This is a genomic window from Enterococcus cecorum (assembly GCF_052119425.1).
Lineage (GTDB): Bacteria > Bacillota > Bacilli > Lactobacillales > Enterococcaceae > Enterococcus_E > Enterococcus_E cecorum_C.
On record NZ_JBQKFH010000035.1, the window covers coordinates 1 to 16,705 of the forward strand.

Annotated in this window: 17 protein-coding genes; 3 read left to right on the forward strand and 14 right to left on the reverse strand. The window is 37.6% G+C overall.

Annotation, left to right across the window (positions count from 1 at the left end; all coding sequences use genetic code 11):
• Positions 1-118: 118 nt before the first annotated feature.
• On the reverse strand, positions 119-916 hold the full coding sequence (locus ACTQZM_RS09115) for a formate/nitrite transporter family protein (RefSeq protein WP_113784640.1): 798 nt from the start codon (positions 914-916) through the stop codon (positions 119-121).
• Positions 917-1,345: 429 nt separating this feature from the next.
• Between ACTQZM_RS09115 and rpsD the strand changes: the two genes are divergently transcribed.
• Complete coding sequence (gene rpsD / locus ACTQZM_RS09120; RefSeq protein ID WP_047242697.1) at positions 1,346-1,957, forward strand: 30S ribosomal protein S4; 612 nt, start codon at positions 1,346-1,348, stop codon at positions 1,955-1,957.
• A 112-nt stretch (positions 1,958-2,069) separates the two neighbouring features.
• Here the strand turns inward: rpsD and ACTQZM_RS09125 are convergent, their stop codons facing one another.
• A complete protein-coding gene (locus ACTQZM_RS09125; RefSeq protein ID WP_441653564.1) occupies positions 2,070-3,434 on the reverse strand; it encodes a citrate/2-methylcitrate synthase in 1,365 nt (454 codons plus the stop codon).
• A 169-nt stretch (positions 3,435-3,603) separates the two neighbouring features.
• Here ACTQZM_RS09125 and acnA point away from each other — a divergent pair, with 169 nt between their 5' ends.
• On the forward strand, positions 3,604-6,273 hold the full coding sequence (gene acnA, locus ACTQZM_RS09130; protein ID WP_441653565.1) for an aconitate hydratase AcnA: 2,670 nt from the start codon (positions 3,604-3,606) through the stop codon (positions 6,271-6,273).
• Between the two features lie 16 nt (positions 6,274-6,289).
• Positions 6,290-7,552, forward strand: a complete 1,263-nt coding sequence (gene icd / locus ACTQZM_RS09135; RefSeq protein WP_441653566.1) for an NADP-dependent isocitrate dehydrogenase — start codon at positions 6,290-6,292, stop codon at positions 7,550-7,552.
• 197 nt (positions 7,553-7,749) lie between these two features.
• Here the strand turns inward: icd and ACTQZM_RS09140 are convergent, their stop codons facing one another.
• From ACTQZM_RS09140 to ACTQZM_RS09195, 12 genes are all read right to left on the reverse strand, one after another.
• Positions 7,750-8,289 (reverse strand): metallophosphoesterase, encoded by a 540-nt coding sequence (locus ACTQZM_RS09140; protein WP_441653567.1) that lies wholly within the window; start codon positions 8,287-8,289, stop codon positions 7,750-7,752.
• A gap of 21 nt (positions 8,290-8,310) precedes the next feature.
• The gene (locus tag ACTQZM_RS09145; RefSeq protein ID WP_441653568.1) at positions 8,311-9,144 is read right to left on the reverse strand and encodes a TIGR02452 family protein; all 834 of its coding nucleotides are present in this window, start codon (positions 9,142-9,144) and stop codon (positions 8,311-8,313) included.
• A 17-nt stretch (positions 9,145-9,161) separates the two neighbouring features.
• Positions 9,162-9,983: a metallophosphoesterase gene (locus ACTQZM_RS09150; RefSeq protein WP_441653569.1), complete on the reverse strand. Its 822-nt coding sequence runs from the start codon at positions 9,981-9,983 to the stop codon at positions 9,162-9,164.
• A gap of 392 nt (positions 9,984-10,375) precedes the next feature.
• On the reverse strand, positions 10,376-11,026 hold the full coding sequence (locus ACTQZM_RS09155) for a DUF6557 family protein (RefSeq protein WP_441653570.1): 651 nt from the start codon (positions 11,024-11,026) through the stop codon (positions 10,376-10,378).
• A gap of 220 nt (positions 11,027-11,246) precedes the next feature.
• Positions 11,247-11,420: a hypothetical protein gene (locus ACTQZM_RS09160; protein ID WP_441653571.1), complete on the reverse strand. Its 174-nt coding sequence runs from the start codon at positions 11,418-11,420 to the stop codon at positions 11,247-11,249.
• 99 nt (positions 11,421-11,519) lie between these two features.
• Entirely contained in the window at positions 11,520-12,305 is a 786-nt protein-coding gene (locus ACTQZM_RS09165; RefSeq protein WP_248629935.1) for a metallophosphoesterase family protein, read from the reverse strand.
• 38 nt (positions 12,306-12,343) lie between these two features.
• Positions 12,344-12,631, reverse strand: a complete 288-nt coding sequence (locus ACTQZM_RS09170) for a hypothetical protein (protein ID WP_441653572.1) — start codon at positions 12,629-12,631, stop codon at positions 12,344-12,346.
• Positions 12,628-13,674, reverse strand: coding sequence for a hypothetical protein (locus tag ACTQZM_RS09175; RefSeq protein WP_441653573.1), 1,047 nt, complete (start codon positions 13,672-13,674; stop codon positions 12,628-12,630). The genes ACTQZM_RS09170 and ACTQZM_RS09175 overlap by 4 nt, the downstream gene beginning before the upstream one ends.
• A 15-nt stretch (positions 13,675-13,689) precedes the next feature.
• Entirely contained in the window at positions 13,690-14,253 is a 564-nt protein-coding gene (locus tag ACTQZM_RS09180) for a hypothetical protein (protein ID WP_441653574.1), read from the reverse strand.
• A gap of 74 nt (positions 14,254-14,327) precedes the next feature.
• The gene (locus tag ACTQZM_RS09185) at positions 14,328-14,927 is read right to left on the reverse strand and encodes a hypothetical protein (RefSeq protein WP_441653575.1); all 600 of its coding nucleotides are present in this window, start codon (positions 14,925-14,927) and stop codon (positions 14,328-14,330) included.
• A gap of 128 nt (positions 14,928-15,055) precedes the next feature.
• On the reverse strand, positions 15,056-15,487 hold the full coding sequence (locus ACTQZM_RS09190) for a hypothetical protein (RefSeq protein WP_441653576.1): 432 nt from the start codon (positions 15,485-15,487) through the stop codon (positions 15,056-15,058).
• Between the two features lie 387 nt (positions 15,488-15,874).
• Positions 15,875-16,672, reverse strand: coding sequence for a hypothetical protein (locus ACTQZM_RS09195; RefSeq protein ID WP_441653577.1), 798 nt, complete (start codon positions 16,670-16,672; stop codon positions 15,875-15,877).
• Positions 16,673-16,705: the final 33 nt, after the last annotated feature.

Here is a 16,705-nt window from a genome sequence, read left to right on the forward strand (position 1 = left end):
AAATATAGGGGGAAAATCCTCTATATTTCATCCAAAAAATCCAAAAATCGAAGGCATCTTTCACGGGTGCCTTCGATTTTTGGATTCAAAAGGGACTAATGGGTCAGCCCCAAAATGATTAATCCACATATTTTGATTTTGAGCTGTTTAACCAAGCATAGATTAAACCAATCACCAAGCCACCACCGATATAGTTACCGATGAAAGCAAAGACTAGATTGTGAACGATATGTGCCACGTCCATACCAGGAATATTCCCACCTGAAGCAAAGAATGCTAATGAAAAAGCAGGGAAGTTAGCAATCACGTGTTCATAACCTAAGAACGCGAAGATAAAGATAATGAAGATAATCGCAGGAACTTTACCCGCATCATCTTTCATACGTAAGCTGACAATAACCGAAGTATTTACAACGATATTCGCAAACATCGCTTCTGCTAAAATTTGTAAAGTTGGTTTTGCTAATTTAGCCGCAATCCCAGCATACATATAGTTATCTGGCGCTAAGTTTTGGAAAGGACCGGTTAAAGATACGAAAAAGGCAAAAATAATACCACCGACTAAGTTAAAAAATACACAGGTAAATAATAATTTCAAAGCTTTAGCAACAGTCATTTTCTTACGGAACACACCAACAGTGGCATAAAGCATGTTTGAAGTTCCTAATTCAGCGTTCATATACAAAATCATAACCAGTGACCAACTGAACATGAAGGCAAATAAGAATTTACCTAAACCTGGCACCAATTTGTCACCATTCATCGCAACTGCAAAGGCAATCGCTGTCCCTAATGTCAAGAATAAACAAGCTAACATCGCACGCACAGCATAGCGTACATAACTACTTTCGATTAGGTCTAATTTCTTTTCAATAGAAGAATCAATCTTCTCAAATAATGGGGATACTGGATTCATCTTTTCACTCCTTAAATTTTCATCTGACGCCTTCTATCAACATCATTCTTATTCTAATAATGCAATGGACATTTGTAAAGGACATTTAATGAAAAATATCACATTTTTTCAGAAATATTTTCACTGTCTATTTTTTGTCTAACTTTATATATATAGGATATCTTTTACTTTTGTCTTCCTTTTTATTCATAAGCGGGCAATTTCAGTTGACAAGCGCTTGTCCAATCAGCTATAATGTGCTTTGTGTAAAATAATGCAGCAGAAAAGTAATAGACCATCCCTAGTTTATCGCTTAATGTTAAGTTCAATTGAGTAACCGCGGCTGCAAAGGTGAAGATTGAAGAATAAACTACATGAACTATGAATTTTTCAAACGGATTATTTTACTCCAACGATATACTATATTTCATACATTGGAGGAATTTTTAAATGTCTCGTTACACAGGACCATCATGGAAAATCTCACGCCGTTTAGGTATCTCATTATCAGGTACAGGTAAAGAATTAGCACGTCGCCCATACGCACCAGGTCAACATGGACCATCAAGCCGTGGCGCTCGTTCTGAATACGGTCAACAAATGGCTGAAAAACAAAAATTACGTCACATGTACGGAATGAATGAACGTCAATTCCGTAACTTATTCGTGAAAGCTAGCAAAATCCGCGAAGGTAAACACGGGGTTAACTTCATGATCTTACTAGAACAACGCTTAGATAACGTTGTTTACCGTTTAGGTCTTGCAACTACTCGTCGTCAAGCACGTCAATTAGTTAACCACGGTCACATCTTAGTAGATGGCAAACGCGTTGATATCCCTTCATACCATGTTGAAGTGGGTCAAGTTATCAGCGTTCGTGAAAAATCTCAAAACGTATCAGTAATTAAAGATGCGGTTGAAGCTACTGTTGGACGTCCAGCATTCGTAAGCTTTGACGAAGAAAAATTAGCTGGTTCATTAACTCGTTTACCAGAACGTGACGAATTATACCCAGAAATCGACGAATCACTAGTTGTCGAATTCTACAACAAAAAACTTTAAGATTTTCTATCAAGAGTACAAAAAGTCATTCAGTTTTCACTGGATGGCTTTTTTGTTTAATAAAAATAAAAATAGACAAACAAATCTCCCAAAGATTCATTTGTCTATTTCCTTATCTTTCGTTTAAATCTACATATTCGATATCTTCGGTTACTTCCATATAAGCAGGACGGATAATCTTTTGTGTATTGACTAATTCTTCAATTCGATGCGCTGACCAACCGACAATCCGCGCAATCGCAAAAATCGGCGTATAGAGTTCCTGCGGCAAGCCAAGCATATCGTATACAAAGCCACTAAAAAAGTCGATATTCGCACTGACCCCTTTATAAATTTTACGTTTTTGGGCAATCACTTCTGGGGCAATCCGTTCCACCATGGAATAGAGCTCAAATTCCTTTGATGCTGCACTCCCTTTTTCTTCGGCTAACTTTGATACATAGCGTTTAAAAATCGACGCCCGAGGATCATTATTTGAATAAATCGCATGCCCCATCCCATAAATCAAACCCTTATGATCAAAAGCTTGTTTATTCAAGACGGCCGTTAAATAGTTACGAACATCTTCTTCGGTATAATCTTTGGGTAAATGTTCTTTCATATCTGCCATCATCTGCGTTACCTTGATATTGGCACCCCCATGTTTTGGTCCCTTTAATGAACCTAAAGCCGCCGCAATCGTTGAATACGTATCAGTCCCACTCGAGGTAACTACCCGCGTTGTAAAAGTAGAATTATTCCCGCCCCCGTGTTCCATATGCAAGACCAGCGCCATATCTAAAGTCTGCGCTTCTTGCTTGGTATATTTTTGGTCAGGACGCAACATTTTCAAAATGACTTCCGCTGTACTCAAATCACCTTTTGGATTATGGATATACATACTTTCCCCTTGGTCGTAGTGATTATACGCATGATAAGCATAAATCGCAATCATCGGAAAGACACTAATCAACATCAAGGATTGATCTAAGACATTTTCAATCGAGATATCATCCGCCTTTTCATCATAACTCGCTAATGTCAAAATACTACGCGCCAAGGAATTCATAATATTGGCAGAGGGAGCCTTCATGATGACATCTCTTACAAAATTTGTAGGCAAAGTTCGGCGAGCATTCAATTCTGCTTTAAACTGTTTCAACTCCGATGCGCTTGGAAGGTTACCAAAAAGTAATAAATATGCAACTTCTTCAAATCCATACCGATTCTGTGAAACAAAACCTTCTACCAGTTCATTGATATCTATTCCGCGATATCGCAACTCACCACGCTCAGAAACCACTTCTCCGTTGACTTTCTTATCCGGATAAATTGTAGAGATCGTCGTTAAGCCTGCTAAGACACCTTTCCCATTTTCGTCACGCAAACCTCTTTTTACTTGATATTTTGTATAAAGTTGCATTTCTATCTTATCATTTTCCTGACATAACAATGATAGCTTATTCACATATTCTTCTTTATTTTCGGCATTCGTCATCACTAAACCCCTTCTTTCTTCGTAATATTCGGGCAATTCCATTTGAATATCATTATAACACGATAACGATAAAATGAAATAATTTTAATAAAAAAGTTTACAAAGTTTTCTGAAAATCGTATAATTATGCTAGTTATAACGTATTTTTATCACAGAAAGGACGAGTGCCATGACCTTTAATAGCCAATTAGTTGTCAATCAGCAAACATTCGATTATATCGATTTAACTAAAATTGCCGAACATTATCAAGAAAATATCCACAAACTTCCATATGCCATACGTATCTTATTAGAAAGTGTCGCTCGCCATCAAAATGAAGAAATCACCGAAGAAGCGTTAAAATATTTGATTCACTATGATGCGAAAAATCCTACAGGGGTGATTCCATTTAAAGTTGAGCGAGTCGTTTTGCAAGATTTTACTGGTGTACCTGCAGTTGTCGACTTGGCAGCAATGCGTGATGCGATGGTCAAATTAGGCGGTTCAGCCAAAGAAATCAACCCCGAAATCCCTGTTACCTTAGTTGTCGACCACTCTGTTCAAGTCGATGCTTTTGGTAATCCGCAAGCCATCACCTTAAATACTGAGCGCGAATTTGAACGCAATATGGAACGTTATCAATTCTTAAAATGGGCGCAAGGATCTTTTGAAAACTTTGATGTTGTCCCTCCTGAAACTGGGATTATTCATCAGGTCAATATTGAATCACTATCCCCTGTTGTCATCGAAAAAGAAGGTCTGCTATTCCCAGATACCCTTCAAGGAACCGACTCACATACCACGATGATTAATGGTTTAGGTGTGCTCGGCTGGGGAGTCGGTGGAATTGAAGCTGAGGCCGCCATTTTAGGAGAAGCTTCTTATTTCCCTACGCCTGAAGTCATTGGCGTTCGTTTTACTGGTCAACTCGCGACGGGTACAACCGCCACTGACCTAGCCCTTTTTGTTACTGAAACTTTGCGTAATGAAAAAGTAGTCGGAAAATTTGTCGAATATTTCGGACCAAGCTACCATCAATTAAGTCTTGCTGACCGTGCCACTTTAGCAAATATGGCACCTGAATACGGAGCAACTTGCGGCTACTGTCCAATTGACCAAGAAACTTTAGACTATTTAGCTTTAACCGGCAGAACGCCTGAATTGATTGCCCAAGTAGAAGCCTATGCCAAAGCCAACCAACTATTCTATGATGAAGAGCAAGAAGCAACTTATACCAAGGTTATCGAAATTGATTTAAGTCAAATCGAACCTTCTCTTGCTGGGCCAAAACGTCCACAAGATCGTATCAGCCTATCCCAAGTCGCCCAAAATTTCACTCAATCTGTCACTGCGCCAAGTGGTCCTAAAGGCTTTGGTTTACTTGAAGAAGAATTAACCAAACAAACCACGATTCATTGGCAAGATGGCACGACAGATACCTTAAAGACCGGTGATTTATTACTAGCGGCGATTACTAGCTGTACCAATACAAGCAATCCATCCGTTTTAATGACTGCTGGACTCTTAGCGAAAAAAGCCGTTGAAAAAGGATTAACTGTCCCTAAATATGTCAAAACATCTCTCGCACCTGGTTCTAAAGTAGTCACAAGCTATCTAAAGGCAAGTGGTTTACTTCCCTTTTTTGAACAATTAGGATTCTATCTTGTAGGCTATGGATGCACCACTTGTATCGGAAATTCTGGTCCATTAGATGAAGAAGTGACTCAAGCAGTGACCGACAGCCAACTTCTCGCAAGTGCCGTACTTTCTGGTAACCGCAACTTTGAAGGGCGGATTCATCCATTAATTAAAGCCAACTATCTCGCTTCTCCACCACTAGTTGTCGCTTATGCCATTTGTGGAACAGTGCGCAAGGATTTAACCAAAGAAAGCCTAGGTACTGATAAAGAAGGTAAGCCAGTCTACTTAAAAGACATTTGGCCAAGTAGCGAAGAAGTCGAAAGCTATATTCAAAAATACGTCTCAAAAGAAGCCTTTAAAGCGGCCTATGCACATTTATTTGATGCCAATGAACGTTGGAATGAAATCCAAACGACAAGCAGTGATTGTTATGCCTGGGATGAAAATTCAACCTACATCGCCAATCCACCATTCTTTGAAGATTTAAGTGCTGATTTACCTAGTCATGCTGCTTTAGATAATCTCAGAGTGTTAGCCAAATTAGGCGATTCTGTCACAACCGACCATATTTCGCCAGCCGGTAGCATCGGTTTAGATTCGACAGCTGGAAAATATTTAAGCAGCCGAAATGTACCATACCGCGATTTTAACTCCTTTGGTTCAAGACGTGGTCACCATGAAGTGATGATGCGCGGAACTTTGGCCAATATTCGCTTGCAAAACCAACTTGTACCAGAAATTAGCGGTGGTTTCACACGTTTCTTACCTACTGATGAAGTGATGAGTATGTATGATGCGGCGATGAACTACCAAAAGCAAAACATTGGGACGATTATCTTAGCGGGGAAAGATTACGGCATGGGTTCTTCACGTGACTGGGCTGCCAAAGGAACGCAATTACTTGGAGTGAAAGCGGTCATTGCTGAAAGTTTTGAACGAATTCATCGCTCGAATCTTGTAATGATGGGCTTAATTCCACTTGAATACACCAATCAAGAAACCGCTCAAAGTCTTGGCTTAACCGGCGAAGAAGTCTTTCATATTGATTTCCCTGAAAAGCCACAAATCAATCAAGCTATTACTGTGACTGCCCAAAATAAAGATGGAAAAACCATTACCTTTACCACAAAATTGCGTTTTGATTCTCCAGCTGATTTGCGTTACTACCAAAACGGCGGTATCTTACCAATGATTATTAGAAAACAAGCAACGAAATAAGAAAAGAGGTCAGAAGATGAGTTATTTATCAATCAAAGACGGACAACTACAAGTACCCAATCAATTAACTGTCCCTTTTATTCAAGGAGATGGCATCGGTCCAGAAATTTGGCAAGCTTCCAAAAAAGTCATTGATACTGCCATTTATAAAGCCTATCACGGACAAAAAACCATTCAGTGGCAAGAAATTTACGCTGGACAAACGGCTTTTGAAAAATTTGGCACCTATCTTCCTGATGAAACTTTAGCAACGATTCAAGAAGCGAAACTCGCTTTAAAAGGGCCCTTAATGACACCCATTGGCGAAGGATTTCGCTCATTAAACGTGACCTTACGCCAAACACTTGATTTGTTTGCTTGTGTACGTCCTGTTCGCTATTTTTCCGGCGTTCCTAGTCCTTTAAAACATCCCGAAAAAACAGATATGGTCATCTTCCGCGAAAATACGGAAGACGTCTATGCAGGCATCGAGTTTCTCGCCGGTCAAGCAGAAACGACACAATTAATCGAAGTGTTGAAAGCACAATTTGGTGTCCAAAAAATTCGTTTCCCACAAACTTCATCGATTGGCATCAAACCGGTATCCAAAGAAGGAAGCCAACGTCTAATTGCCGCTGCGATTGACTATGCATTAGCGAATAAGCGAAAATCGGTCACCTTAGTGCATAAAGGCAATATCATGAAGTTTACCGAAGGACATTTCAAAAAGTGGGGCTATGATTTAGCAGAGGAAAAATACGCTGAGGTATGCTTTACCATGCAGACTTTTGACAAAATCGCTAAAAAAGAAGGCAAAGAAGCCGCTCAAAAGGCCCTTAATAATGCTCAAAAAGCTGGCAAATTGATCATTAAGGATGTGATTGCAGATAATTTCTTACAACAAATCTTACTTTATCCAGAAAAATATGATGTGATTGCGACGTGTAACTTAAATGGTGATTATATTTCTGATGCCTTAGCTGCTCAAGTCGGTGGCATCGGCATTGCACCAGGTGGAAATATCAATTATCACACCGGACACGCGATTTTTGAAGCGACTCATGGCACGGCACCCGATATCGCCGGTCAAGGAAAAGCCAATCCATGTTCGCTCCTCTTATCCGCTTGCATGATGCTTGATTATGTCGGTTGGCAGGCAGCGAGTCATCGGATTATTTGTGCGATTGAACATGCCATTCGCAATAAAACAGTCACCAGTGATTTTGCCCAAGCGATGAAAGAGGCCACGCTACTTTCCACTCAAGAATTTGGCGACTTACTCGTTGACTTAATGGAATAATCAATCACTAGGGGGTGCCCCAAAAGTATTTTAGCAAGATAATAAAAAAGAGATCCTTATGATGAATTAAATTATTAATAAAAAATCAAAGAAAATCCGAATGTTCAACTTGATTACTCATAAAATCAATGCTGAATATTCGGATTATTTATATACTCATTTTTTATTTGAGACTAATGGGTCAGCCCGGGCTTTTCTTATTGTTCTTGTTTGCGTTTAGCTACCAATTCCAAAATTTGTGTCTGACTAATCGGTGTAAAATCTAACATATCTGCTCCTACATTCACAGCATTCGGACCTAGCGTTTTAGCAAAGTACGCTGAATGATTGTTATGCACATGACCGTAAATTAAGATACTGTCGCGAAAATATCCCTCCCACTCTAAAATTGGGTAATGAAACAAGACATATTGTTGCTTGTTTTCTTTAAAGGTATGATAGTCCTTCACCCATTCAAAAAGCGTGGTGTCGAATTCTGGCTGATTTAAATATTTCTCATGATTACCGCGAATCAGATACTTTCTACCTCTCAAGCGCCGCAATAATTCATTGGCTTCTTGCGCACTTCCTTTATATAAAAAATCACCAACAATAAAAACCTCATCTTTTGGCCGCACGACACGATTCCAACGTCTAATCATCGTTTCATGCATCTCAGCTAAATTTGCAAAAGGTCTATGGCTCATTTCAATAATTGATTCATGGCAAAAGTGTAAATCCGCAATAAAAAACTTCATTCCTATCCCTCCGCATTTAGCTTACATTTGACTCAAAACCTTTTGAAAAGCGATTTGATTTCTTTGGTCATACGGTGGACAGTAAATTGCAAATTCAATCGTTTGAAAAGCTTTAGAAAAATCTTGAATCGCACGTATCATCCCTTTTGCGACAATTTCTGGAGGATTTCCAAAGGCGCCACAACCAAACGCACCTAGGATTACAACTTCTACATTTTGTTCTTGGGCTACTGCTAAAATTTTGCGACAACGATTTTCATGAATTTGCGCTAATTCATCTGGTGAAATCATTTGACGGCCATGATTCAGATTCGGTGCTGCACACGTAATGACATCCACTTTTTGCCAGTGATGTTCAGGCAAAGTGGTCGGAAAAGACGTATCTGACTTAAAAATCACGACATCAGGGGTATAAATCAAGTCATCATTATAGGTAAAATCCATCTGTCCGCTTCGTAATTGTTGACGATGGGGCTGATAAAACGCTCGCATCATCTCTCGGTCGGTCAAATTCGCATAAAGTGTACTCGTCCGACATAGACATTCCTCTTGCGCATTACTGCCACCGACAACCCCGCCCCCTGGATTCGTCGCTGAAGCAAAATTTAGTACGGCCACTTTCTTATCAGGATATTGCATCGCCGCTTGGAAAGTCCGTTTATCGGATAGTACGATTAACGCATCTTGATCATACTGTGTCTGCTGATCATTGGCTAACACTTGATTGGCTGGTACAAAAAATTGTTTGGCAAGACTTTCTTGAACAGCTTGACGTAAAACTGGATTTTGTTGGTAAAAATGGTAAGTATCTTCAAAAATTTCAATACGTTTGTTGGTTGCTTCAAACTGATTCATAGACGCTCTTTCCTTTCCTAATTCGCTCGCTCATTTAGTCGATATTCATGCCAAGTATCAGCTATTTTTTCAAAAGAGGTATACTGATTACGCTGCGTGTCATAGACTAAAACGGGCACTTTGCCACTCTTATTCACATAACCATCGATAAAATAATGACTGGCTTGATCAAAATATACTCTCCCCAGATACCCCTCATCGCCTGCAACGAAGGACGAACGAAAATGACCGCAAATAATCGTCTTGTAAAATTTTCCCGTCGTAAATGGATACTTGCAAGTAAAAATTTCTGGAGCCGTTGCTGATTTCCAGTATTCCCCGGCTTCTTCATCCACGCCCGCATGAACAAAAATTTGCGTAGGCGTTTCGACATAACGCGGAAACTGATACTTACGTTTCAACCAAGTCAATAATTTTTGATGCTCAGGAGCGTTTAAAAGATTTTCCCGTAATTTTTCTTCAATTGCTTGTAAACGTACATGGATATTGGGTGCATCGCCTTGACTATTTAAGATAGCTTGGAAGTTATGCTCAGTAAAAAAGCTTTCAATCGTCTCAATTCCCATATTCATCGCATATCCGACATAGGCACTTTCCGGTTCAAATAGCCAGTCACAAAACCATTCATCATGATTGCCTAACAGCACCGTTACTTGGCCAGGATGACGCGTTTCAAAGTCCATAATTGTTTGCAGCACCTGACAAGAAGCCACACCGCGATCTATATAATCTCCAAGAAAAATCACTCGGTCTTCCGGCTGTAAATCAATTAAAGACAACGATTCCTTTAGCGGGGATAAACATCCATGAATATCACTCATACAGTAAATTTTCGCCATACGCTCACCTCAACACTTATTATATCATTTTCTTTCAGTAATTTTGAAAGTGCTGACAGAAGTTTAACCTCACTTATAACAATCAAAAAGCAAAAGAAGAAGCCATTCCCTCATTCTTTACGCAATCAAGCATCAATCTGGGGATGCAGCATTACATGGCGAAGTTTATCACCGTGTCACTTTTTGTTTTATTGTAAATTCATACTATACATTTAGAGATGATGATAACGGAGGCAAAGAGATGGACTTTCATGAAATAGATATACTAAAACGAAAGATGGTTCAATTTCACCCACTCACCAAAGGACAAGTTGAAGCGATTGAACGCAAAAAGAAGATTGAATTTTGATTATTTTTATGTTCTCTTGATAAAGGAAGAATAATACCTATCATTACATTTCTATGGATTTAATCGTTACATTCTTAGTTAACTCATCAACCTCATAAATAATTTTACCTATATCTGTCTCTAACTCAAATACAGAATTATTTGACTTATCTTTGTATTCTTTATATCCTTTTTCAGCCATATTTTTAAAAACGTCAGAAAAATTTGGATTGGATAATAATGATTGTATTTCACTTTCGTCCGTTGTTTTATTTATATTTTTTTGAACAGTTTCTTCATCATATCCGTAAAAAGTGAGTTCCCATAAAACTAATACTACATAATACTCTTGTGTATACTTTGCAAGCTCGTCTTCATTCACTCTAAATCCTAATATCTCTTCCCACGGTGCAGAATCAAAACAATAGGTACTAGAATCATTTTCATCCTTAACATAAGCTGAATCAAAAGGCGTTTGATTATCCCAACTCTCTTGAACAATATGTATAGTATATCTGTTAGAATATCTAGGGGTTAAGGTCTCTAAGTATGCAACTGTCTGCCGTATACCATCCATCGCTGCATCTTTATGAAACGAATTCGCTTTTGATAAACCAAACGCTGAGTCTTCTAAAAATGTTTTTTCTGCAAAGTTCACAAATTCTTGGATATATTTTTCTTTATCTGTCATGGCTAATAAATCTACAAAATACATTCTATCTCTTCTTTCTGTTCTTCTGTATGTTTTTAAAGAGGACCACATGAATATTCGGTGCATCATTATAGCGGTTCAATATCGCCTGGAACTCCCTTTCATCAAAAAAACTTTCAATGGTAGAAAAAAACATGTTCATCCCATAGTCTACATATTTTTGCGTTGGATAAAATAACCAATCGCAAAACCACTCGTCATGATTACCCAACAACACAGTGACTTACCCTGGATATTGCTTGTCAAAATCCATTATCGTTTGCAGCACCTGACAAGAAGCCACACCGCGATCTACATAATCTCCAAGGTCTTCCGGCTGTAAATCAATTAAAGACAACGATTCCTTTAGCGGGGATAAACATCCATGAATATCACTCATACAGTAAATTTTCGCCATACGCTCACCCCATTTAAATTCATTCAAACACAAAACGAACCAAATAGCCAGCGATAACTGACACTCCAATAAAGGCTATTTATAGGCATTATTTATCAATTAATACAGCTTGCTTAATGCCGTTCTCGTCGCTTCACTTTGCCAATTAGTCGGTATCACTGTAAATCGCCCGTCCTCATAGCAAAGCAAATCACCATTGCCAATGAATTGATAAGTCAGACTATCCATATCAAGATAAACCGAAAATGTATCCACGCCTATTACATGCTCGGTAAACTTAATTACTTCTTGTGGCGTATGACCGACGATTTGTTTAGGAATTTCTGCATTGGGAATTAATTCCAACTCTCTAAAATCAGCCCATACTGGTGAACCGGCCATATCGCCACCACCCCGCATCGGACCTACTGCTCTAGCAAAAATTTCTAATTCTTTTTCATGCTCAGTAATACTGGCTTGATTTAACGGTACCAAATGCCAAGGTGCCAAATCAAACAAGATATTAAAACCCGCATGACTAATCAAGTAATCATCTAATTGATAAGCCACTTGCAATTGAAAATTCTCTAAGAAATTTTGAACAGCGAAAAATGCACCACGATCAGTCACAGAAAATTCAGCCGGTACACCTAACAAATAAAAAATATCATGATTTCCTAGTAAGTTAATAATTTCTACACCTGCATCTAATTGCCCTTGCTGCCATTTTTGCAAATAAAGCAATTCTTGTGCATATAATTTAGTATTTTCAGTCTGCCCATGTAAATCGCAATAATCCCCCATAAACACAAGTCGCTCAATTTGGTGTTCAGCAATTACTTGTGCAACTAAAGGCAAAATCAAGCGTGCTTTCAGGTGTAAATCGCCAATAAACAAGGTTTTCAAACTACCACCTCACCGTTTTAAATCATATATAGGATATCCTAAGCCTCTTGAAATTCGATTGTTAAGTTTGGATGCAGCTCTACATAAGGAATACGACCATCAAAAGTTGTTGCCAAATCATAAATGGATAAATTACCAGATAGTCCTGTATATAGTTTTAAAATTTCAACTAAAACACCTACTTGGTAATTTTTGTTTAAAATCGCTGGATAACAAGCCTCTACTAACGGACGATTCGAGATGATGACTTTAGAAAATTCTGCCTGCCCACTCTCTAGTTGCAAGCTTAATATTGCTTGTTGGCTTACTTTAAAGATAATTCTCATCGCATTTCCTCCCACAAACGTTTCGCATCTGTATCAGCTAACAGTGCTAATAATAAATCTGCCTTGGCTTGAGCAAAAGTGGCTAGTTTTGGTTCTAAAGTTTGAATCCGTGCCACACAATGCTTTAATTTTTCTTGTAACAATCCAAAGTCAATTTGAAAAGGTTGAAATCCTTGCTCAAACAGAAAATCAATATTTTTCGCATAAGAATCATTGCCCAAAATGCCGAGTTGATGAGATTGTTTGATTTGATCTTTAAAATCTACAATAATTTCTTGCCACTCAGCAGTCCCTTGGAATCGTTGCATGACTTGTTCCATTTGCTCTTTCCAATCAGGGATCCGCAAGCAGCGCCCAAAATCCATATTGTAGGGTTGAACACTTTCAAAACCAACTAAGAAAACAAAATTCGTACTATTACCTTTACGATCTTCATTCCCTAGCAACAAATCAAAAGCGGCTTGCTTCACAATAAACGCCTTGGCTGCCTGCTCTGACAAACCGAACCGTGTGAAAAATGCAATCATACTTGATAAAATAGCTTGATTTTCACTTTTATTTTTAATTGCTTGCTCAAATTCATCATATTCGACCAAATATTTCTCAAAGGCCATGGCACTACGGTCGGTCAGCACACTTTCTAAACAGCCAGCACGGACATAATTGGGGGCAGAAGTTCCAGTGATGGGTTGGGCATTGACTTTAGGAATCACTTTTTCAAAACGATAAGTCAGACAAGGAAAATCCGCATCGGCTACCATACTTTCGACAAAACAAGACACAATCGACTCCACCACGGAAGAATAACTCACATCATATTCGGCTTGTAAGTAAAAATTATCCCCATGACGCTTGGAAATCGTATCTAGTTTCAAAAAGCGATTATCCACTTGTTCTTGATCCAAAATAAATACCGGACCTTTTAATTGTGCCCCTTTAAATAAAGGATTGCCAAATGGTTGGGGATGTTTCTTTCCAGGGACCAAGTGTAACGTATCGCCTTGGTATTTTCCTTGCATCACATAAGACAACAAATTATCCATATCACACCTCACAAATTATAAATTTTTATCACGAATTATTTGTATTGCTTGTTCTACTGTTATTTCATCTAACAAAGACAAGAAGATTGGTTGGGCTAATTCTTCAAAATAGGCCGGAACAACAGCGGTGAAATAATCAAGGGTTGCTAGCGGGGCCATATTGAATACATCATAGTCAACGAGCGAAGTACAGCATAAATCATAGCTGCCATCTTCTGTAATGGTAAAACGTGGGGTATAAAAGTAACTATATGGATATATTTCTCCTTGTTTTCCATCATTTGTTGGCATCCAGACCATCGCATTAATATAGTTTAATAAGCGATAAAGACCGGCTAAATGATTTTTTCTTTCTCTTATCCATTTCGTGGCAGTAGCGGAATAGTGTACTTTAACCTCCATACAGTTATTATGAAAATAAAAATCAACTCCGAGCAATTTCCCAGGGCAACTTTCACAATCAAGTAAACTCACAACTAAACAAGCGCCACTTTCACTCACAACCGTTTCGAAAGGTAATTGGCGCCCATTCAAATATCGCTTCACACTTTTTTGGACAGATAATGGATTGGTACTCATCGAAATTTCCTCCTAAACTTTGATTTGCATCGCCTCTCCCTTGCCATCTTCACAAAGGAGAGACCTAAATTGAGTTAATCTTTAAAAACAAAAGGATCTAATTCAGATTTTAAGGCTAAGTATACTTGGGGATTTTGAACAGTTTCATCTAAAGCAAAAGTAATACTATCAAAATCATTTTTAAAGGCTTTAACCACTTGAAAAACTTCTTTAACAAAGGCTTGTACGTTTACGATTTTGTATTTTGAAATATCTAGCACAAAATATTTCACTTCATTTTTCATTGCTAATTCAAATACACGCACAAAGTAATCAAAGTAAAGCAAATCTGATTCATTCGCTTTTTGTTGTATCACAGTTGGAAATACGACTTGGTTTTCTTGTAATTGATCATGTTTTACTTGGGTATTTCCAGAACTAAACATTCTTAAATAGCGATACATTTTGCCAAGTTTCATATTTTTCTTTGCTTCATGAGTCGCAGAATAAGGAGAAAGGGTAATTAAAGCGGAGTGAAAGCGTTGTTCATCATAAATGTCACGATAAGCTTCTACTCTATCCAATTCATATTCACGATAATTAAGTTGGATATGGTTCATATTAGCAATTGCGCTCATACATACCCAAGTCATCGCTACTTCTTCTTTTACGCCTTTTTCTACAGTACCTTTCATCAAACATCAGCCCCTTTGTAAGATTCCTGTAAGTCAAGCAGTTATCTCTCACTTACAAGACTCATCTTACATTAGCAAAATGCCTGATTTGGTCATTTACGGGTATTTTATCACTGTTTTTTGTTTTTTTATCTACTATTTAATGCATAAACAAAAGATAAATAATTTGAGAAATCGCCAATACATTGACGATGCGATTGAACATCTTCTTTTGTTCTTTTTTCAATTTTTTGTTGTAAAAATAATTGCTCTGTCCACCCTTCATATTGCCATCCCGATTGCTCAAATAAGCGCTCTAAACTTAAGAAACAACCGATCAAGTTATTGTGCAGACTTGTTCGAGAAGCATCGATATTTTGCTTTTCCTCTTTAGACATGAAAGGCCATTGCGAACGAATATGACTGTATTCAATTGCATAATGAATACAATCGTTCCAAATCCATTGAAAGTCCTCATCCTGTGTATCGGCTTGTGACAAAATCTCATGATGAATACTCCTCATCGTCTCAAAATCCATACTTTCATTCAGGGTAAGATAATAATCAAAAGTTTGTTGCATAATAGACCTCCTATATTAACGCTATTACATAGTAAAAAATAGCCTAATGAACACTTTTAGACTATTTTTGTTAATTCAAAAAGTTTTATCTAAATTTCACTTAAAAGTATTGATATTTCAACAAAAAGCAAAAAAGCATTTGAATCCCTCGTTTCTGGTAGAATGAAGTTGACTAAATAACACTCCCAGAAAGGATGATTCAAATGCCTGCTTCATAAATACACCAACTAATCAAAATAATCAATACTAAAATGAAAATGATTCGTGAACATCAGAATATTCTTCATCCATTCGACACGGTAATGAAGCTTTTTATTTGAACCTGGACATTTGAATTCTACATAATAAATAGATTACCCTACATCTCGCTTTTAATTTTCAAATGACTTATTTTTTATCGACTTTCAACTCCATGTATTTATCTATCGCACTTTTTACATGTTTATAATAATTATCCGACCACTTCCAGTCTGATTCTGGATGATAATTTATCAGAATACTAGCGTTTCCAATTTCCAAATCAAACACTTCATCCTGATCGTTAACAAAACTACCTCTAACACCTAACCATTCAACTAATTCCGCAAAACTATTAAAAGAGTTCAAAAATAAAGCGGTATTGTTTAATTTAAAGGCATTTTTCAAACGGCATTCATCCGCATTTTTACCATTTTCATAATAAACTTTCAAATCTAATAAAGTGGAATCGATGCGGTCACCAAAAACAGCAGCGCGCGACATATTAATACCGTTTTTCTCTTTTGGAAAATGAAAAATTGGATACTTACGATATTTTTCATACTCCGCTATCATTTTTTCTGTATAGCCGTACATTGTATAGATTCTCTTAAAGGAAAGTAAGGCATCTGCTGAACATGGTACACCATTTCTTTCTCTTATATCATAACCATCCGGATCAATGTATACGTCATAAGCAATCGCCCATAAATCCTCTTCTGTTACGCCAGGCAATGATTTTAATGCGAGAATTTCTTGAAAGTTATTTATATCCCATTTATAAACATCCTCATATGATTTTAAAGGTACAGAATGAACTTTAGCAGGGACTTTTATGCCATCTGGAACCTGACCTTTAAAATAATTTTTTAGCATTTTATCCACTACATAAGTATCTTTATACTCTTTATATAGTCTTGTATCTAAGAAATCTTCTACTTTTAGCATAACTATCATCTCCAAATAAAGAATTTTATCCAA